Genomic DNA, 18,594 nt, shown 5'->3' with positions numbered 1-18,594 from the left:
AGTTGAGTACTGACACGTTCAGAATCCTGTTAGAGCAGGTCACGGGTGCTTCTATCGGGATCAAGTCGACGATCGATGACATGAAGACAATCGCGGTTGACAAGATCGACGGTCCATCAGGCCAGTACGGTCATGACGACCTAGCATCAGCCTTCCAATCGTTTTGTGACCGATGGGATCAGGGAGTCAAGGACCTCATTTCAGACACTGAGGGCCTCGCGGACGCATTGGATTTGGCCGTCGCCAATTACGCGCGGCAAGACCAGGTCAGTGCTAAAGCACTGGGCATCCCGATCGTCGAGTAGGTCGGGACGATGGCGGAACTTGGCGAAACGAGCGATCCGAAGGAGCTCATTCCTGGGGACGCCGCCGCGATCGACGAGAATGCCCTCGCGATCGGTGGACGCGGCAACTCGATGGCCCTGGCGGGAACGAGCCTTCAAGGAATTAATACTGGCGATTACTGGGACGGGTCTGGCGCCGAGGCGTTCCGGGAGGTCTTCAAACAAGAGCCTGTCAAATGGCTCACCGCGGCTGACGCATTCATCAACACCGGGAACACACTCGGACAGTACGCAGGCGTCGTCAGATGGGCGCAAGGCCAGGCTCAAGGCGCTATCGACAAGTACAACGAAGCTCAGCGCGCAACAGAGCAAGCAATCGCGGATTACAATGCCGCGGTCACCAGTGCGAACGCCACGAACACAGCGAACGCCGCCGATGGGAACCCGGTGCGGGTGACTGTGCCACCGTTTCACGACCCCGGCATTGAGGGCCGTGAAGCTGCGGAGGCCATGCTGGCACACGCGCGGCAGCAGCTCAAGGAGGCTGGAGACACCGCAGCAGGCAATGTTCGCAGCCAGCAGGCCCATGCCCCGAAGGGGCCGCACAAGCGAAGCGGGATCTGGGACTACATCAAAGAGGTTGGCGGTGGAATCGGCGATTGGGGAACTGGCTCATGGGGCGCACTGAAAAGTCTGTTCACGACCAACCCAGTCGACAGCGTAAAGGGGATCTGGAACGCTGTCTCGCAAGATCCCAAACAGTTCGGCAAGGACCTCGTCGACTGGGATACATGGGCTGAGAACCCTGCCCGGGCTGCTGGCCGTGTGATCCCTGACGCGGCTCTGACTGTCGCAACAGCTGGCGTGGGCAGCGTAGCTCGACGCGGCGCCGCAGAGTCCGTGGAGGCAGGAGTAGATGCTGCCGACGCCGCCAGTGCTGTGCCGAAAGGTCCGTCGCTGGCAATGAAGTACAAAGACACCTGGACTGATGCCCAGCGGGCAGAGATGGATCGGAAACTCGATACTTTCAACGAGAAGGTCAAGGACGACGGGTTCCAGCGACAGCCAGGACCGTTCGTCCGGGACCCCAACGTCAGGACCGAGTTTCTACAATCCCAAGGGTTGTCTCGGCCACCAACAGGCCTGCAAGTCGATCATATACAGGACCTCCAAGCAGGTGGAGCTGACGACGTATCGAATCTCCAGCTGCTCGACGCCAGTGTCAACACGAGCTTTGGCTCGCAACTGCGCAATCTCATGAGCCAGCATCCGCCGGGTACCGTGTTTGGTGCAGTCGAGATGCTACGAGAGTAGCCAGTCACGGGGTCGTCGCGGCTGGATAGCCTTGAGCGGTGAGAAGGGGCAAGCAGATGGAATGGAAGTTTGAGCGGCTGTCACGAAGCCTTTGGCAGCCCAGTTTGGTCGGCTCGTTTTTCGCCGATCGGGGTCTGTGCGGTGTTTCGGGAAACTCGGGTCTCCTTCGATTTCATGATAGGGAGTCTGGCCCGATCGCACAGCGGTTTGTCGATAGTGCGTTCGGCGGACGTGGCGTTCGCGCAGATGTGTTTGCGTTTGACTGGCGTGCAAGACAATTCGCGATCAGCACGTGTTTCGATGCTGAGGGCAACTACGCCGGAGGTGGTCAACCCGGAATGATTGTGGCGCTCGACCCGTTCGACATGGTCACCGAGCCGTGGGGGCTCACCATCGACAAGTTCGAAACGGCACTCACGCTGCCGGCAGTCGAAGCGCAGCTTGAGCCCGACCTTTTTGACTCGTGGCGGACTAGCCAGCAAGTCGAACCTCTAACGCTTGCGGCATGCGCTGGTGCTTCGGTACCTGGCTTCTATGGTGGTCAGCTCGAGATTGACAACCTCGAGCTGAACAACGTCGAGGTGTATTTGACCTTCGTTGAACAACTTTGGGCGCGAGCCTGTGAACAGCAGCCTGGCGACCCCGCACCAAAGCTGAACCTCTGATTCGATGCCTACGAAACTGACGCCCAAACAGTGGAAGCAACTCACCGCCGAACTAGCACCACAGGTTGGTGAGTGGCTCAGCAGGCATGACTCTGTATTGACGGACAAGGGAAGGAAGTTCGCCCAGCGGGCTATCGACAAGGCGAATCTCGCAGGCGAGACCGGAACCAGGACGCTGTTTGAGCCAGTTCTCCTCGTGGCCGCCTCAGCTGAACCCCTCGATATCGATGGCCTGTTCGCCATTTGCGACCGAATTCCCTTCACCGGCGACTACTTTCAGTGGGACTACGTCCGTGCGACCTATGCGACCGCATACCGCATCTTGGCCAGGGCCGGAGACGCTGAGAAGGCCGGGTATCCCTTGCAGATGCTCTCGTTTCCAGAAAATGGAGAGCGGCTGGCGGAACCCTTCGCTTCCGGCCTTCCCGCGATCGTGAATCGAGCCAACGGCGGTGTCCTCGGCAGGAGTGCCGATTACCCCCGGCCGACAACGACCATCCCGGCGCTTCAGCACTTGCTGGGTGCAGTTCGTGAATGGAATATCATGTGGGCGTACGGCATATCATCTGAGTGGACACGCGAGCGAATAGACGCCGAGCTGGCTCAGGCTGTGGCTAGCGCGTCGGCATTCGTTACGGCGGCTTAATTGAAGATGGACCTGCTCGATGTACTGGGGCTCCCTACGAACCTCGCGCCGAACTAGCCAGCCTCCGGACGATGAGGACGTAAGCCAAGGGCGATCGTTGGCGCGGACGAAGACTCAATGGCACTGGTATTTCCGCCGCATTACGGTCAGTGGACGTGAGACGAGCTAGTCTAGGCATGCCAGGACGCTCCCGCACTTCTCACATTCGCGAGAGCAAGTCGGCCTTCTTCGCTGAGAACTCGTCCTCGGTCAGCACTCCGGCATCCCGTAACTCTGCGAGCTTCTTGATCTGCTCAGCCATATCCGGCGCCGCGGGTGGCAGCAGCGGTGCCCTGGGCCGACCCCGATCGGCACGTACTCGGCGGAACGCCTGCACAAAAGTCTCGGCTCGCCCGTGCGCAACCTGCTTGATCTTGGCTGAGCGACCTGAAATCGATATTTCGATTACCTCTCCGCCAAGTTTCTGGGAGAAGCCTAGCGAACCGATCGCCGCAAGGTCGAATTCCTCGGTTCTTGCTGACAGCGCCGACTTGTCGAAGAAGAATAACCGCTCGGTTGTCAATACCAACATCCCCTGCCTGCCGTCGTAGACGCCTTGGGTCAGCTCGACAGCTCGCTCTTCAACGTGCAGGAACTGTGTCAGTGCTGAGGCCTCTCGGAACCCAAAGAACCGCCCCATTTTCCCGAGTCGGTCCAGCGCATCGGCGACGCCGAGATCATCAATTTGCGGCATCGTGGCCAGGATCTCGGTGAGCACCTCGTAGTGCTTGTCACCAGCCATATCGATCGCCCAGTCCACCAACGATGTGGAATCCGATTCTGGCCGCACCCCTGCCGTAACTGTCGACGCCCACCGATTCCTTCGGAGAGATCGTTTTGCCTCCCCGGTCACCGGATTACCCGGGACGGTAATGACCATGCCCGCAGCGGTCATGCCCGTGACCACTGCGTCGCAAGTGACGTCGAACGTGGCAAGGACTCGTGTGCTCGTGTGGCGAACAATTCCCATGGCAGCAACACCTTTCACGTCATCGCAATTGTACGTCGATTGCCCATACGAGAGGCACGTTTAGCGTTGATCAAATGTGGATGCGTTGACACATGTAGTTGGAAATACTGAACAAGGCCCGAAGAACTTGTCTGGAGGGGCGAAGCGCGCGGGGCACCTCAGGCCAACCAAGATGCCTTGATCCTGGAAGCTGCCTGTGAATGCGTACTGACTGCCGCGAGACCGCTGACGACACGAACCAAACCCCGTGTCGAGGAGGATGACGTTGGCCCAATTCGCGGAGTGCAACGCGATCACGCCGCAGATACCGGTGCCGTGACCGTTGAAGGTCGTCCGCACTCGCCGGCCTTTCAACGTCAAAGTGAAGGTATCGCCGCAGGTGCTCGAGCAGGCATGCGAACTGGGCCCGATCTCCTGAGCCAAACTTTCTCGGCAGTCCCGGCAGATGAGCCGGCGCTGTCGTGGTTATCGTGGTCAGGAAGGAACGGTGAAAGCGGCACTATCGGTCGAGTATGGCCAGACGATGTCGAGCTGGTCGTCAGGCTTGAGCTTAGTGTCCTGGAACATGATCCAGCCTTTGTGGCGATCACCAGGGTTGAGGTCGTTGTCGGTGAACTCGGGGTAGGCGTCGTCGCACGCCCCTGAGCTGATGGTGATGTCGTCGGTGACATATCCGTCAGGGCTCTTCGCGCGGAACCAGTCCGGCGACCCGAACGACATCGGTGCGGAGTCTTGGTCTAGCGCAACGTCGAACTGGATTGCGGTGAAGGGCTGTTCGGCGTCGACGTAGTCTCCATCGCGATAGGTTTCGCATTTCGGATGTGTGTCCACGGATACGATTGTCAGTGTTGCAGCCGCCGGCGGGCCGTTGGAGTAGGAGTTTCCACTAAGGTGGAATGGTGTTCCGACGGTGACGACCTGGGGAGCCGCTGACGTCGGAGCAGTTGATTGCTTGGAAGCGGTGGCATCCGCCGAGTCGCTACTATCCGAATCGCACCCTGCGAAAAGCAATGCGGCGGTAGCGAGGGCGAGCGCCGTTGGCCATAGTCGGCGATATGTGTGTGCCATTAGCGAGATCAGCCTCTCAAGTTGGTGTCGGCTCGCTGTGCATCTTGGCTGATAGATGCTCCGCAGAAAGTCTCTCACTGCGTTGGCGTTTCCGTCCGGCTTTTGCCGTAGAACCCGCGGGGTCTGAGGCAGGTCCCGGGTCACGGGGCCATGGTCTGCTCCAAAAGCGGACACCCGACTCACTCGACCGCTTCACCCAACTCGTCGGCGCCAGGCGAACGACTCGGACACTTGCAGGACGGGCGATTATTCGAGGTTACTGATTTGCGCAGTCGATCGCGTCTTGGTGTGCTGGTGTGCCGCTGAAGTTCTGTCCTTTGTATTGCGGCCAGTGGGTTAGGGCGGCGGCCATTGCGTCGGCCGAGACGATGGTCTTGGATGTGTCGTCCAAGGTGTTGACAAGCCATACGCCGGTTTGTTCTCCGGTCGACGTGGTGACGTTGAGCGCTACGTAGTAGAGGTCGGAGTCGGGCGATTGCACTGCTCCTGAACCGGTGACCGTCAACGGCGCTGGTTCACCACCGTGAGCGATGTCGGTGACCGTGGCCTCGGGGACGTCGATGCAGTTATCGGGCGTCGAATTGCTGCAGGCGACTGCTGTGGCAAAGATAAACGCGCCGGCGGACAGAGTGGCGACCGGTTTCCGCATAGGTGCACCTTTCTGGTGGGCAGTTGGGCGATTGTAAGTCGCGGAGTAGTCAGCGAGAACGGTTGTGAACAGAACTGTAGTCTGGTCGGCTCGTTTTTCGCCGACCGGGGACTGTGCTGCGCCTCGGGAAACTCTGGTCTGTTTCGATTTATCGATAAGGAGTCTGGCCCGATCGCACAGCGGTTTGTCGATAGTGCGTTCGGCGGCCGTGGCGTTCGCGCAGCTGTATTCGCGCTTGGTTGGCGTGCAAAACAATTCGCGATCAGTGCCTGTTTGACGCCGAGGGAAGCTGCGCCAGACGTGGTCGACCCGGAATGATTGTGGCGCTTGACCCGTTCGACATGGTCACCGAGCCGTTGGGGCCCACCATCGACAAGTTCGAAACGGCACTCACGTTGCCGGCCGTCGAAACGCAACTTGGGCCCGACCTGGTTGGCTCGTGGCCTACTAGCCAGCAAGTTGAACCCCTGACTCCTGCGACTTACGCTGGCGCTTCGGTGCCTCGGCTTCTATGAGCCGGTGTGTTTGATCAGTGGCTGGATCGTGTCGGCCCCATCAATGCGTTGGTGGCGGTGAGGATGGCGCCCCCCATGACGCGGCCCTTCCGTCGGCGGTCTTGGTGGCCGAATGCACGACGATGTCGGCCCCCAGGTCACAGCAGCGCTGCATGCCGAGTCCTAAACGAGTGACAAAATTTGACCTAACCTGAAGTGGTTTCACGCCGGAGACGAATCGAACGCCAGGTGAGAGGAGGTCGCACTCAGATGTCAGGCGACGGTAGCGGCAACCTGCATCCATACGTCCAGGTTGTGGGTCCCTTCTACGACGAGCAGGGAGCCGCGAGTGTGCTGGAAGTGACGTACAACGAGGTGGGCGCCATGATCGAGAACGGGAGTCTCATCGCCTGTCAGCTGGCGGACCCCGATAGGACCTGGGTCCTCCCTGCATGGCAGTTCGATCGGTTCGGAGGCGTCGTGGCGGCGACCGCCGATGTATGGCGTGTTCTGATCGATGAAGGCAGGGCGGATGATCTGAGATGGTCGGCGGCATTGTGGATGTGCTCGGCCAATCCTGATCTCGACGAGATGACCGCCGTCGACTGGCTGTCCGAAGGGCGATCGGTCGAACCGGTGCTCAACAGCGCCCGCACCACGATGTCGCAGTGGCAAGCCTGAACGCCGGTTCCGTCAGTTCCCGCCACGTCGGCGCGCAATCTCCGTCGACATGCTTATCGGTCTCCCGCCACACCCGTCACGTTCTCGAACGAGAGCACTCACCACCTGTCGGCAGAACGCCGGTCCGTCATTGACTGCGGCGAATCCACCGACAAGCGCTCCCTGAGCGCAGAGTCTGCGTCGCCGGCTCTGGGTATGGACCGCGACTGGAAACCGCAAACCGGGGTGGTACACCGCTGTTGTTCGTGACCAACGACGGATGATGCGACGGGCCCGGATGAAGTCGTCAACGTCCAGGGTCACCGACACTGCTGTCCGTTCCAGCCTCCAATAACCCCAGAATCGACCAGGACCTGTAGCGGGCATCCGCCACGCTTCAGGCACCAGGTGCTGGTACTCCTTCGCTGAGGAACCTTTTGCCGCACCATGTTTCGAAAAGTAGACGGCCAAACGTTTGGGGTCAGACGCACGAAGCCCCTCCTTCACATCGACGGCCGTTCCCGCCCGCTCATGCTTCATTCTCTCCACCGGATCAGGATGATCGACGATGTCGGCCCACGTCTCCGACAGCCACTCTCGGAATCGATGCACGGGCTCGGCAACCACCCGCGGAACGTGGCCGCGCTTGCGTTCGAGACGCGTACGAGGAGGTACGAGCCACAGGTGGACATGGGGCGCCCGACCATCGTCGCGTGTGCCGAGTGGGGACTCCCCACCACAGCACTCGGGGCAGTAGCACCGAGATCCTCGTGACCTCGCCTGAAACTCCAACTTCCACAGTGCTGCAAGGGGTCCGTACCGACGCTCGTATCGGCGTCGGAACGCCGCCAGATGTGCCTTCACAGTGCTCCCGGCCGGTGCCACCGACAGCCAGCACCGCGGATACGTCAGAGTGACCATCGCCGGAACGCCGCCAGCATCCAGGATCGGCGAGTAGTCGATCTCAGCCAGAGCCTTCACCATGTGCGCCCGCGACTTTCGCGACCATTCCGTGACTTCGCGCGTCGTCTCCGCGCGATCCGCCAGATGGACTGCCCCGACAGCCGACGCTGCCGCGGCAAGGAGCGCCCGCCGCTGCTCGTCGGTCAGCATCAACCACCATTCACCACACACCGGGCCCGAGGACGACGACGGCGCAGCCAGAGGTGGAAAGTCGCTCCGCCGAAGACCTTCTACCACGTGGTCGAGGCGTGCCCTGCCGAACTGCGACACCCAGAGCGCCACCTGAGATGTCGACTCTGAGGCTTTCAGATGCTGTTGGACCCCGCGCTCGACGGTCTTCGCGTCACGGTCAGGATTCACCGCAGATAGTGACACTGCACCCGGCGCGACCCGCAGAGCGAAGGTCAGTCCCTCCTTGGAACGACCCGAACCCACCGCCGACACATCCGACGCGAACACCGACCGCGCTACGCTCCGAAGCGGGCCTGGAATGGCCCGAGCAGCACCGAGAATCGTTGCCGCTGCGCCAAGTTTTCGGTCGTAACCAATCGGTCCCGACCCGACGCGTGCATTCCGACTCTCCGGTGGTGTGTCGCCGCGAAGTAGAAACTCAGCCGATATCCCGGCATCAACCACATCCACCGCGGTGGGGAACCGGAATCCGAGGTCGAACGCCCCTTCAACTGTGTCGGGTACTTCAGCGGCCAGTTTTGGGACATATAACAAGCCCTGCGCAGACGCGGTGGCGGAGCCCGCCTTGCGGCCTCCGCCTGCGCTCCCGCTCCCACCTGCGGCCTGCGCTTCCGCTTCCGCGCCTCCGGTCGGGCATGCGGACTCCGTCCGGTCCCTCCCTGCGGCGCTCCCGCTCTCGCTTCGGCCTCCGGTTCCCGCTCTCGCTTCGGCTCCGGCCTTCAGGCTCCCGTCACAGCGCGACTCACATTTCGCGCGGTTTGCGCCGTGCCCTTCGCTGCCGCCCGACCCCTGCGGGGATCGGTTGCCACTGATCGGACCCTGTCCTGCGCGGGCATCGTTGGATAGACTCGTAGTCGGAATCGACGGCATTTCGGCTCCCGTACCCCCGGCCAGCTCCAACTGGTGCGGGGGTTCTTTTATCGGGAGCTACAACGGATCCAGGTGGGCCACTGGTGGGCCAAGACCTCGGAAATACCCGGGCTAGCCGGTCCTGCTGGTCCTATCTGACCTGCGAAAATAGTTATGGTGCACGTACTCAACCGCCTGAAAAGCGGAAGGTCGTCGGTTCGATCCCGACTCTGGCCACCACACAACCCCCGCTGAGTCGGGGGTTTTCTGGTGTATGGACGTCGGTCAGACGACAACGAACTCGGCTCCGGCGACCCGGCGGATGAGTACCGGGTCGTCGGAAGCCGATGGATGTTCTGCGCCGTGACAGACGCCTCCTGATCAGCTGTCCGCGAGGATCAGATCCGCCGCCTTCTCGCCGATGATCACGGCCGGGGCATGCGTGTGCCCGCGCACGATCGTCGGCATCACCGAGGCGTCGGCGACGCGCAGGCCCGAGACACCGCGCACTGCGAGTGTGGGTGACACGACGCTGTCGGCGTCGCTGCCCATGCGGCAGGTGCCGACCGGGTGATACAGCGTGTGCGAGTGGCGATTCAGCACCTCGGTGAGGATGTCGTCACCGGGCACACGGACGTCGGTTCGCGGCTGCGACACCACGCCGAGACGCCCGCGCAGCGACGGCGCCTGTGCGATCTCGACGGTGGCCCGCAGCCCTTGCATCATCGCCGCGCGATCGACCCCGTCGGAGTCGCTGAGATAGCGCGGGTCGATCAGCGCCTTGGCGCTCGGGTCCGCCGAGCGCAGGGTGATCGTTCCGGTGCTCTTCGGCTGGACCAGGACTGGACCCATCGCGACGGCGTGGTGCGGATACGCCTCGCCGAGGCCCTCGTTGTAGAAGGCGACCGGCGCGAAGATCAGCTCGAGGTCCGGCAGGCGCAGATCGTTTCGGCTGCGGATGAAGCCGTATGCCTCGCCGACGTTCGAGGTGAGCATGCCGCGGCGACGGAGCAGGTACTCGGCCAGCTGGCGGGGGCTCTCGGCGTCGCGCAGCGTGCCCGAGTCGACGTCCCAGCCGATCGGCGCCAGCAGGTGATCGAGCAGGTTGCGGCCGACTCCGCGGTTGTGCGCGACGGTGCGGATGCCGTGCCCGGCGAGATCGTCGCTGTCGCCCACACCCGAGAGCATGAGCAGCTGCGGCGTGTTGACGGCGCCGCCGCACAGCACGACCTCGCGTCGCGCGTGCACGGTCTGGGTCCGACCCGCGTGGGTGTACTCGACACCGACCGCGCGGGTGCCCTCGAACAACACTTTGGTGGCGAGGGCTTCGGTGATGAGGCTCAGGTTCTTTCGCTTGAGCGCGGGGCGTAGGTACGCATCGGCGGTGGAGAACCGAGCGCCCTTGTGCTGGGTCACCATGGTTTGCGAGAAGCCCTTCGGCTCCGGCAGATTCGCTCGCTCGACGGTATGTCCACACTCGGCGGCCGCATCGAGGAAGGCGCGGGTCAGCGATCGGGGCGAGCGTTGCTGCGACACACGCAGTGGCCCGGTGGTGCCTTCGTCGCTCTCGGTGGCGCCGGAGACGTTCTCGATGCGCCGGAAGTAGTCGACGAGGGAGTCGAACGACCAGTCGTCGCCGGCGTGCTCGGCCCAGGCGTCATAGTCGGCGGCGAATCCGCGAACCCACATCATGGCGTTCATCGACGATGACCCGCCGAGCGTCTTGCCGCGTGGGTAGAAGACCCGCCGACCGCCCAGTTCCCGCTGCGGTTCGGTGGAGTAGTCCCAGTCCGACGCGCTGCCGAAGAGTTTCGAGAACGCTGCGGGGATGTGGATGAACTTGTCGGAGTCCTTCGTCCCGGCTTCGAGGACCAGGACCTCGTTACGAGAATCGGCGCTGAGTCGGTTCGCGACGACGGCACCGGCGGAACCGGTCCCGACGACGACGTAGTCGACGGTGCGTGCTGCTGTGCTGGGCATGGAGGCCTTTCGTGGTTGGATGGTCGGCCGCAGTTGTGTTCAGCCGCAGGTTGGTTCAGCCGCGTAGTGCGGACGCGAAGATGGCGGGCAGTTTCAGCGGGGACGGCGCGCTGGCGAAGTCGGCGAGCAGGCGACCGGTCGTGGCGGCGGTCCGGTTGGTGACGAACCACGGCGGCTTCGGGGAGATCGACCATTCGCGATGCAGAACCGAGCGCGGTGCGGGCCGGAAGGGCCCGCGAACCACGGTACGTTCGGTGTCGGCGAGCAGGAAGGCGTTGTGCACCACGCCGGTTCCCGATTGAATGTCGTCCATCGTGTGGCCCGGAAAGGCGCCCCACGTGGCGGCGGCGCTGAGGAAGCCCACCCCGGTCCAGGCGTTGACGGCGATGGTCCCGTAGCGCAGGTCGGCGATCATCGTCTCGAATGCCTGGCCGAGTTCGGCGATGGTTCCCGGGTGTGCGATCACGTTGATCCCGAGGGTGCCGAGGAAATGATTGTTGGCGGCATCGGTTGCGGTGGTCAGGAATTCGGTGCCCGTACCCGGGAGTTCGAGGACACCGAGGACGGGGCCGAAGTACTCCGTGCGCAGGATCGCCTCGTCACATTCCCCGTCGCTCCGCTCGCCCCGGTCGTCGAGGGACAGTCCGGTGACGAGTAGTCGCTCGTCAGCCGTGCCGAGCTGCTCGGCCTCTGGGTACGCCGTGCGGGCGGCGCCGACGCGGTCGTCGCTGCCCGGGTAGTAACAGACCCGTGCCGGAGCGGAGGCGAACGCCTCGCGGAGCGCGTCGAGGAACTCCTGCTTCTGGTCCCAGTCGGCGGAAACGACGACGACCTGGGCGGCCACGCAGTTGTAGCCGCCGTTGTGCAGTCGTTGGGTCGCGATGTGCTCGGCCTGGAAGCGTAGGTCCGATGCGCTCCATCGACCGGGCACCACGATGGCCGGGGACACACCGCCGAGTTCGCTCGTGATCGGCTTGGTCAGGCGGGGATTGTTCTGTGCCCGACGCTCCCGGGCTTGCTCGCCGGTGCCCCAGACGATTGCGTCGTGCGTGTTCGCGCTACCGGTCATGTGTACGTGCGCCACCGCGTCGTGGCCGACGAGGTACTCGCCGACGTCGGCCCCACCGGTGAGGATGCGGATCGCGCCGAGCGAGATCAGCGGTTCGAGCACCTGCTCGAGCACGGGCAGCAGGGGATCGGTGAGCGGGTTGAGCTTGAGGGCGACCACCCGGTTGTGGGCGAGGAGTTCGTAGATCACGTCCAGCGGGGCGATCGACGTGATGTTGCCGGCGCCGAGGACGACCCCGATGCCGCCGGTGACAGTGGGATCGAGCTGTGCGAGACCTGCCGCCGCTTTGGCCTGCGCGGCATCCACCCCCGGCCGCAACCACACGTCGGCGGTGAACCCGCTGAGCAACAACGAGTCGTAGACCGACGACGGCAGGACCCGGACGGTGGTCTGGCCCGCGGCGGTCCCGAAGGAGGCGTCGGCTACGGGGCTGCGACCCGCGACCAGGTCGCGAAGCGTTTGTGCCGCTGCACCGAGGCCGGTGGCGAATGCATAGGGACCGGACATCCATTCCTCGCCGAGGAGGGCCGAATGCGGCCCGAGCCGTTTGATCGACGCCGACGCCGCGACCCAGTCCGCGCCGTGCGTCCCGGTCAGTGCCCGGACACGGTCGAGAAGGTCGGCGCGTTTGAGCAGGGGCAACCCTGCCCAGGCCTTCTCACCTGCGGACAGATCGGAGAGCGCGGCGTCGATCAAGTCCCGGTGATCGGCGGTCTGGTGTGTGTCGACGCTCATGTGCGTAGATCAACTCCTGTTGTCTCGTGGTGTTGGAGGATGGTCCGATAATTGGATTCTTCGTGGTGGACCACAGTTGCCGCCATAGGCGACGGCCACGCTGTCTACCGCGTGGCCTTGTGCACGGGCACAAGGCCAAAGTGGTGCAGCTCACCATGGCGCGCTACGATGTCAGCCGTGGCCATCTCAACCAGCAGCTCGACCGCAGCTGCGCTCGCCGCCGATCTGCTCGAGGATCTTCCGGCACTCACCGGGACCCTTGTCGAACGATTGCAGAGGGCGGAGGAGACGTACCTCGAGTCGCAGTTGCTCACACTGGAGCAACTCTCGGCCGCGTGCACCGAGAATCTGAGTTCGATCCTCACGGTGCTTGCCGGCCGCGGCCGAGTACGTATCGACGTCGCGCGCGCGACCGGTCGACTCAAGGCCGAGCAAGCGATCCCGCTCCCGGCACTGCTACGCGCATACCGGCTCGGTGGTCAGCTGATCTGGGAGCAGATGCTGGACGGCTCCCGCGGTGTCTCGCCGGTGGAACTGCTCGACGTTCCCGGCCGGCTCTGGGCCGCGATCGATACGTACTCCGATGCCGCCGTGGAGGGCTATCGGGAGGCGGAGATCCTGCTGACCCACGCCGATGCCGAGGCGCGCGCGCTCCTCGGCCGGACGGTGTTCGACGACCACTCGGACAATCCGACGGCCATCATCGATGCCATGCGGGCACTCGGTCTGCCGGAACGGGCGAGCTACGTCGTGGTGTGTGCGGAGGGTTCCGAGTCGCGCCCTGCCACCGCGACCGCTACCGCCGGCCGTTTGCAGAGCAAGGGCATCACCTCGGTCTGGGACGCGCGACCGGACGGCTATCTCGGATTGATCTGTGGCCGGTACGACGCCGACATCGAGTCCGCGTTGACGGAACTCGGCGCTGTGTTCGATCAACGTGTCGGTGTGAGCGGACCGTTCTCGATGCCCATCGAGATCGCGCGTGCCGTGGACGAGGCGCGCCTCGCCCGACGTTCCGTCCCTCCCGGCGGTGCAGGTCTCAGCCGCTACGGAAGTCTCACGCTGGCATTGCTTCTCGTCCGCAGTCCGGATACGGCGCGTGAGGTTGCGGTCCGCACTCTGGGGCCACTTCTGAACCTGCCCGACGACGAACGCGAGGAGATGCTCGCGACGCTCGAGGCGTGGTTCGAGTGTGACGGTTCCACCGCGGCCACCGCGGGACGCCTGCATTTCCATCGCAACACCGTCCTGTATCGGCTGCGCAAGATCCGAGACCTCACCGGAAAGTCTGTCGACAAGCCGGTCGACGCCACCGAGTTGTACCTCGCACTGCGTGCGGTACAGCTGCTCGGTGATCCGCGGGTGTGAAGAGCTCCGCGGCGCGCATGGCCGGTGTACCCGAATGTGCGGATGAACAATGCGGTCGCAGATCGTGTGTCGCAACGACCATCGACGTCCGATCGGGTGTGCGCGACAATATGAGACATTCACGACATCAAGTTCCAGGAGTAGAGCGATGACAAACCTTTCCATGAATCTCGTGGCCACGGCACGCGATCACGGCGACACCGTCGCACTACGATGCGGGGAGCTGGAGCTCAGTTTCGCCGAGTTCGACTCGGCCGCAGCGCGAATCGCGACGTTGCTGGAAAGGGAAGGCATCGGGCCGGGGGACCGGGTCGGCATCATGTTGGGCAACACACCGGCGTTCGCGCTGGCGTTCTACGGGATTCTCCGCCGCGGTGCGATCGCGGTGCCGATGAATCCGTTGTTGAAGGCCCGCGAGATCGAGTTCTACCTGACCAACACCGGAGCGTCCGCGCTGTTCGCGACGCCGTTGTTCGCCGACGAGGCGCGCGTGGCCGTCGACGCCGCGGGCGGCCGGTTGTGGCTGGTCGACGATGCCGGTCTGGCCGAGATGATCGCCGACCTGCCGGCTCAGCCGAGCCCGGTCGAATGCGAAGACTCAGACACGGCGGTGATCCTGCACACCTCGGGCACCACCGGCAAACCGAAGGGCGCCGAACTGACCCACGGCGGCCTCGCGCACAACTGCGAGGTGACGGCGCGGACGCTGTTGGGGATCGAATACGGCGACGTGGTCATGGGATGTCTGCCGTTGTTCCACGTGTTCGGGCTGACCTGCGGAATGAACACGTCAGTCCTGGTCGGGGCGACCCTGACGCTCATTCCTCGTTTCGATCCGCGTACTGCCGTGCAGGTGATCGAGCGTGACCAGGTGAGCGTGTTCCTGGGCGTCCCGACGATGTACGCGGCGATGTTGAGCGTCGCGCGGGAGTTCAGCCCGTCAGCAACCGCAAGTCTGCGGACCTGTGCATCGGGCGGGGCGTCGCTGCCCGTTCAGGTGCTCAACGACTTCGAGAAGACCTTCGGATGCATGATCCTCGAGGGCTACGGATTGTCGGAGACCTCACCGGTCGCCTCGTTCAACCACCCCGACCGCGAGCGGAAGGCGGGCTCGATAGGCACCCCGATCGAGGGCGTGCGGATGCGGGTGGTCGACGGAGAGGGGAACGAGCTCGCCATCGATGAGCCCGGCGAGATCCAGATCGCCGGCCCCAACATCATGAAGGGCTACTGGAACCTCCCGGACGCGACGGCTGCGGCGATCGACGCGGAGGGATGGTTCTCCTCCGGCGACATCGGGAGGGTGGACTCCGACGGCTACTTCTTCATCGTCGACCGCAAGAAGGACCTGATCATCCGCGGCGGCTACAACGTGTACCCGCGTGAGATCGAGGAAGTTCTCTACGAGCATCCCGCCGTCGCCGAAGTAGCCGTCGTCGGAATCGCGCACGAATCGCTCGGCGAGGAGATCGGCGCCGCGGTCGCGCTGAAGCCGGGAGCTGCCACGGACCCACGCGAGCTCATCGACTTCGTCAAGGAACGCGTCGCCGCCTACAAGTACCCGCGCCACGTCTGGTTCCTCCCCGAGTTACCCAAGGGTGCCACCGGCAAGATCCTGCGCCGGGAAATCAACGTGTCCGACGTCGAGAGCAGCACCGGACGGGCAAACCGGTAACACACCTTCAGGATTCGCGCTAGGCTCCGCCACATCCGATCGACTTCGGCGGGGGGATGGGGCGGATGAAGGTATCTGTGCGATGGGCGCTGGCGATCGCGGTTTCCGGACTGGTCGGTGCGATGGTCGGGCAGACCGCTGCTGTTCCGATGGCGGCCGGTGAACCGTCACCGAGCCGGACCGAGCATCGGATCGCGTCGTCGTCGCCGGTGACCGACGTGATCGCGTCGGTGGTCAGTCTCAGGGTGCCGCTACCGTCGACCGCGAAGGCTCATCCCGCCGCGTGTGATCGCCTCTCCTACCTCCGGTACCGCTCAACCGACGGGCCGGCGAGATCGGTTGATGCCGACCGCGTCCTCGTCGCCCAACCCGGCATCTTCGAAGGAGCCGGGGCGTTCGAATCCGTGGCGCGCAACACCGTTTCCGCGGCGGCGGCGCGGGGACGTCATATCGAGTTCTGGGCGCTCGATCGCCGATCCAATTGCCTCGAGGACCACACCGGGACCCAGGCGGCGCTCGCGGCGAAGAAGCTCGATATCGCGACCGACTACTACTTCCACGGATCGCCGGTGAACGGGCGGAGATTCGGCGGCTACGCCGACGGTTCGGCCACCGCGTGGCTGGGTGATGTGGGGCTCGAACAGACGCTGCGTGACGAGTACGACGTGCTCCGCCGCGAGTTCCCCGACCAGGCGGCTCGCAAGCGGAAAGTCTTGTGCGGCGGACATTCACTCGGCGGATTCATCACCGGGTACTTCGCGAACTGGGACTTCGACGGCAATCGTGCCACGACGGGTGATGCCGGATTCAACCAGTGCTCCGGCTATTTCGCGCTCGACACCGTCATCAAGGCCGGCGGTCCCAACCCGATCCGCGGCGTCGACACCCCTGACATACCAGCCGCACTCGCGGCGCCGCTCGCGGCCGCCTCCGGCGAGCTCACCGATTTCTATCCGGTGCTACGGCTGCCTGCGGTCATCAATCCCGAGACGACCAATCTGCTCGCGATCGCCGGCCTCGCCGCGCGCCTGAACCCCGACGGCGTCAACGATCTCGTCTCCCGCCTTCCGCAGAACCCCAACATCGATGCCACCCTGCGGGCGCTGCTGTCGAAGGATCCGCTGATGGCCGCCACCGGATCACCGAGTATCCGCGACCTGTATGCCACCAACGACGCCGTCGTGGGGGCCCTGCTCGACGACAACTCACAGCCGCTCGGGTTCCTACAGGCGAGTGTCGGATTCATCGATCATGGGCCGGTGCAGGACAAGTCCTTCCCGGTGCCCAACGGGGTCGTCGCCGCCGCGCCGGCACTGGGCAGCGTGTTCGGGCCCGACCGCAAGGCTGCGCCTTCGGTGTACGGCGACCCCAGGGTCGTCTACACGTGGGACGACTACGACGAGGTCACCCCGAACGCCTACACCGACCCGTCGAAAGAGGTGACGTCAATCGCGCAACTGGTGCGGAGCCTGTCCGAGCCGCCACTCGACTTCACCGAATGGTATTTCCCGATGGCGATCAACACCGACCTCGTTCAGGGGACCGCTCCGGCGATCGCTGCCCACTACCTCTACCGCGACGGAGTCAAACGCAATCCCGTACTCACACTGCAGGGTGACGGTGGCCTCGGCCTGGGAGCGTCGGACAATCCCACAGACGTCCCGGTCACACTGCACGGCTACAACCACATCGACGTGCTGACCGCGGCGCAGCGACAGAACGACGGGCGGCCCGAGCAGGTCTCGACCCGGCTGGCGGCGTTCAGCGGGCGCTGACGAGACGGTGTGCGGTTCCTGACGGTGATCCACCTCGAGTGCCGCAATCCACCTGTGAACCATACGAAGGTGGATTGCGACGAACAGGGTGGATCGGGCGGTCGGGCTCGCCATACTTTCGACCATGACCGAATCGCGACAGTCGCGCACCACTGCGGTGGTGATCCGGAGCATCTACGGCACTGCGGCGGTGGAGTGGTTCCTGATCGTCGCGATCGCCACGATCCTGGTCACCCGGTTGTACTTGCAGCTGACCGGATACCCGCAGGTCGGAGGAGGCACGCTACACATCGCGCACGCGCTGTGGGGCGGTGCATTGATGATGCTCGCACTCGTGGCGGGTTGGCTGTTCCTCGGTCCGGCGATTCGCATTGCGACGATCGTGGTGGGTGGTGTCGGGTTCGGACTCTTCCTCGACGAGGTGGGCAAGTTCGTCACCAAGGACAACGACTACTTCTACGGCCCGGCGGCCGAGATCATGTACGTCCTGGTGGTGGTCGTACTGCTGATCAGCCGGGTAGTCCGCGACATCAAGAAGCCGACGGCTGCGGAGGCGATGGCCAACGCGGCCACGATCGCCGCCGACGGCATCTCGCACGGCGTCCCTGGCCGACGACGTCGGCAGGCGGCCGAGTTCCTGGACCTCGCTGCCGGGAAGGGTGCCGACCCCGCGGTAGTTGACCACATCCGGGCCCTTCTCGATGCGGGACAGGACGCGCCGGACCGGTTGATGCGGCTGCGCGACCGTGCCACCGCTCTGATCCCCGGAATGTTTCGCAGTCCACGATGGGTGACCGTGGTCGGCTGGCTGCTCGTGGTGAGCTCGGCGCTCACGTTCGTCGCCGGGGTGCTCGCCTTCTCCTTCGACTCCCGCGATTCCGACCTGTACTTCGAGGTCAGCCGCAACGGCCATGCAGCCTGGATTCTGTTCATCAGCGGCGTGCTGACGCTGGCTCTGACGTTGCCCGCCATGCTCGCGCGTAGGCGAACGGCCCGCGTGTGGCCACTTCGCTCACTCCGGCTGGCGGCGCTGGTCTTCACCCTGACCAACGCCCTCGTGGACTTCGCGCTGGAGGGCTTCGGCGCATTGTCCAATCTCGCCATCGGGCTCTTCGCGCTCGCGGTGATGACCTACCACCTCGGCCTGCAGGTCGAGGCGTCGGATGCACACGGCGAATCCGATCAACTGAGAGTGTGAG

General features: G+C 64.0%; 14 protein-coding genes. 9 read left to right on the top strand and 5 right to left on the bottom strand.

The window, feature by feature from the left end; all coding sequences use genetic code 11:
- The first annotated feature begins 2 nt into the window (after nucleotides 1–2).
- Genes ACPXCG_RS03400 through ACPXCG_RS03385 form a run of 4 tightly spaced genes read left to right on the top strand, consistent with a single transcriptional unit; the run spans nucleotide 3 to nucleotide 2,909 of the window.
- Nucleotides 3–305: a WXG100 family type VII secretion target gene (locus ACPXCG_RS03400; protein ID WP_425789076.1), complete on the top strand. Its 303-nt coding sequence runs from the start codon at nucleotides 3–5 to the stop codon at nucleotides 303–305.
- 9 nt (nucleotides 306–314) lie between these two features.
- On the top strand, nucleotides 315–1,598 hold the full coding sequence (locus ACPXCG_RS03395; protein ID WP_425789074.1) for an HNH endonuclease: 1,284 nt from the start codon (nucleotides 315–317) through the stop codon (nucleotides 1,596–1,598).
- Between the two features lie 38 nt (nucleotides 1,599–1,636).
- Entirely contained in the window at nucleotides 1,637–2,263 is a 627-nt protein-coding gene (locus ACPXCG_RS03390) for a hypothetical protein (RefSeq protein WP_425789072.1), read from the top strand.
- A 4-nt stretch (nucleotides 2,264–2,267) separates the two neighbouring features.
- Nucleotides 2,268–2,909 (top strand): hypothetical protein, encoded by a 642-nt coding sequence (locus ACPXCG_RS03385; protein ID WP_425789070.1) that lies wholly within the window; start codon nucleotides 2,268–2,270, stop codon nucleotides 2,907–2,909.
- Nucleotides 2,910–3,108: 199 nt separating this feature from the next.
- On the opposite strand, the gene ACPXCG_RS03380 is transcribed toward ACPXCG_RS03385, so the two are convergent.
- The 3 genes from ACPXCG_RS03380 to ACPXCG_RS03370 all read right to left on the bottom strand — a co-directional run bounded on the left by ACPXCG_RS03380 (nucleotide 3,109) and on the right by ACPXCG_RS03370 (nucleotide 5,635).
- Nucleotides 3,109–3,918, bottom strand: a complete 810-nt coding sequence (locus ACPXCG_RS03380) for an SHOCT domain-containing protein (protein WP_425789068.1) — start codon at nucleotides 3,916–3,918, stop codon at nucleotides 3,109–3,111.
- Nucleotides 3,919–4,392: 474 nt separating this feature from the next.
- Entirely contained in the window at nucleotides 4,393–4,749 is a 357-nt protein-coding gene (locus tag ACPXCG_RS03375; RefSeq protein ID WP_425789066.1) for a hypothetical protein, read from the bottom strand.
- A 493-nt stretch (nucleotides 4,750–5,242) separates the two neighbouring features.
- The gene (locus tag ACPXCG_RS03370) at nucleotides 5,243–5,635 is read right to left on the bottom strand and encodes a hypothetical protein (RefSeq protein ID WP_425789065.1); all 393 of its coding nucleotides are present in this window, start codon (nucleotides 5,633–5,635) and stop codon (nucleotides 5,243–5,245) included.
- A 764-nt stretch (nucleotides 5,636–6,399) separates the two neighbouring features.
- On the opposite strand from ACPXCG_RS03370, the gene ACPXCG_RS03365 reads away from it, so the two are divergent.
- The gene (locus ACPXCG_RS03365; protein WP_425789063.1) at nucleotides 6,400–6,810 is read left to right on the top strand and encodes a hypothetical protein; all 411 of its coding nucleotides are present in this window, start codon (nucleotides 6,400–6,402) and stop codon (nucleotides 6,808–6,810) included.
- 2,364 nt (nucleotides 6,811–9,174) lie between these two features.
- On the opposite strand, the gene ACPXCG_RS03360 is transcribed toward ACPXCG_RS03365, so the two are convergent.
- Nucleotides 9,175–10,773 (bottom strand): GMC family oxidoreductase, encoded by a 1,599-nt coding sequence (locus ACPXCG_RS03360; protein ID WP_425789061.1) that lies wholly within the window; start codon nucleotides 10,771–10,773, stop codon nucleotides 9,175–9,177.
- Nucleotides 10,774–10,828: 55 nt separating this feature from the next.
- Nucleotides 10,829–12,577: an aldehyde dehydrogenase family protein gene (locus tag ACPXCG_RS03355; protein WP_425789059.1), complete on the bottom strand. Its 1,749-nt coding sequence runs from the start codon at nucleotides 12,575–12,577 to the stop codon at nucleotides 10,829–10,831.
- A gap of 177 nt (nucleotides 12,578–12,754) precedes the next feature.
- On the opposite strand from ACPXCG_RS03355, the gene ACPXCG_RS03350 reads away from it, so the two are divergent.
- The 4 genes from ACPXCG_RS03350 (at nucleotide 12,755) to ACPXCG_RS03335 (ending at nucleotide 18,593) form a co-directional block, all read left to right on the top strand.
- Nucleotides 12,755–13,945 (top strand): PucR family transcriptional regulator, encoded by a 1,191-nt coding sequence (locus ACPXCG_RS03350; RefSeq protein WP_425789057.1) that lies wholly within the window; start codon nucleotides 12,755–12,757, stop codon nucleotides 13,943–13,945.
- A 148-nt stretch (nucleotides 13,946–14,093) separates the two neighbouring features.
- A complete protein-coding gene (locus ACPXCG_RS03345) occupies nucleotides 14,094–15,620 on the top strand; it encodes a long-chain-fatty-acid--CoA ligase (RefSeq protein ID WP_425789055.1) in 1,527 nt (508 codons plus the stop codon).
- Nucleotides 15,621–15,685: 65 nt separating this feature from the next.
- Nucleotides 15,686–17,395 (top strand): hypothetical protein, encoded by a 1,710-nt coding sequence (locus ACPXCG_RS03340; protein ID WP_425789053.1) that lies wholly within the window; start codon nucleotides 15,686–15,688, stop codon nucleotides 17,393–17,395.
- Between the two features lie 157 nt (nucleotides 17,396–17,552).
- On the top strand, nucleotides 17,553–18,593 hold the full coding sequence (locus ACPXCG_RS03335) for a hypothetical protein (RefSeq protein WP_425790475.1): 1,041 nt from the start codon (nucleotides 17,553–17,555) through the stop codon (nucleotides 18,591–18,593).
- Nucleotide 18,594 lies beyond the last annotated feature (1 nt).

This window comes from Gordonia sp. DT218 (genome assembly GCF_049847105.1).
GTDB lineage: Bacteria > Actinomycetota > Actinomycetes > Mycobacteriales > Mycobacteriaceae > Gordonia.
This window is presented reverse-complemented; position numbering and strand designations above follow the sequence as displayed.

Excerpts from the sequence above, each read along its gene's own strand:
- ACPXCG_RS03395 (WP_425789074.1), top strand. The coding sequence starts at position 315 with ATGGCGGAACTTGGCGAAACGAGCGATCCGAAGGAGCTCATTCCTGGG.
- ACPXCG_RS03385 (WP_425789070.1), top strand. The coding sequence starts at position 2,268 with ATGCCTACGAAACTGACGCCCAAACAGTGGAAGCAACTCACCGCCGAA.
- ACPXCG_RS03380 (WP_425789068.1), bottom strand. The coding sequence starts at position 3,918 with ATGGGAATTGTTCGCCACACGAGCACACGAGTCCTTGCCACGTTCGAC.
- ACPXCG_RS03370 (WP_425789065.1), bottom strand. The coding sequence starts at position 5,635 with ATGCGGAAACCGGTCGCCACTCTGTCCGCCGGCGCGTTTATCTTTGCC.
- ACPXCG_RS03365 (WP_425789063.1), top strand. The coding sequence starts at position 6,400 with ATGTCAGGCGACGGTAGCGGCAACCTGCATCCATACGTCCAGGTTGTG.
- ACPXCG_RS03360 (WP_425789061.1), bottom strand. The coding sequence starts at position 10,773 with ATGCCCAGCACAGCAGCACGCACCGTCGACTACGTCGTCGTCGGGACC.
- ACPXCG_RS03355 (WP_425789059.1), bottom strand. The coding sequence starts at position 12,577 with ATGAGCGTCGACACACACCAGACCGCCGATCACCGGGACTTGATCGAC.
- ACPXCG_RS03345 (WP_425789055.1), top strand. The coding sequence starts at position 14,094 with ATGACAAACCTTTCCATGAATCTCGTGGCCACGGCACGCGATCACGGC.
- ACPXCG_RS03340 (WP_425789053.1), top strand. The coding sequence starts at position 15,686 with ATGAAGGTATCTGTGCGATGGGCGCTGGCGATCGCGGTTTCCGGACTG.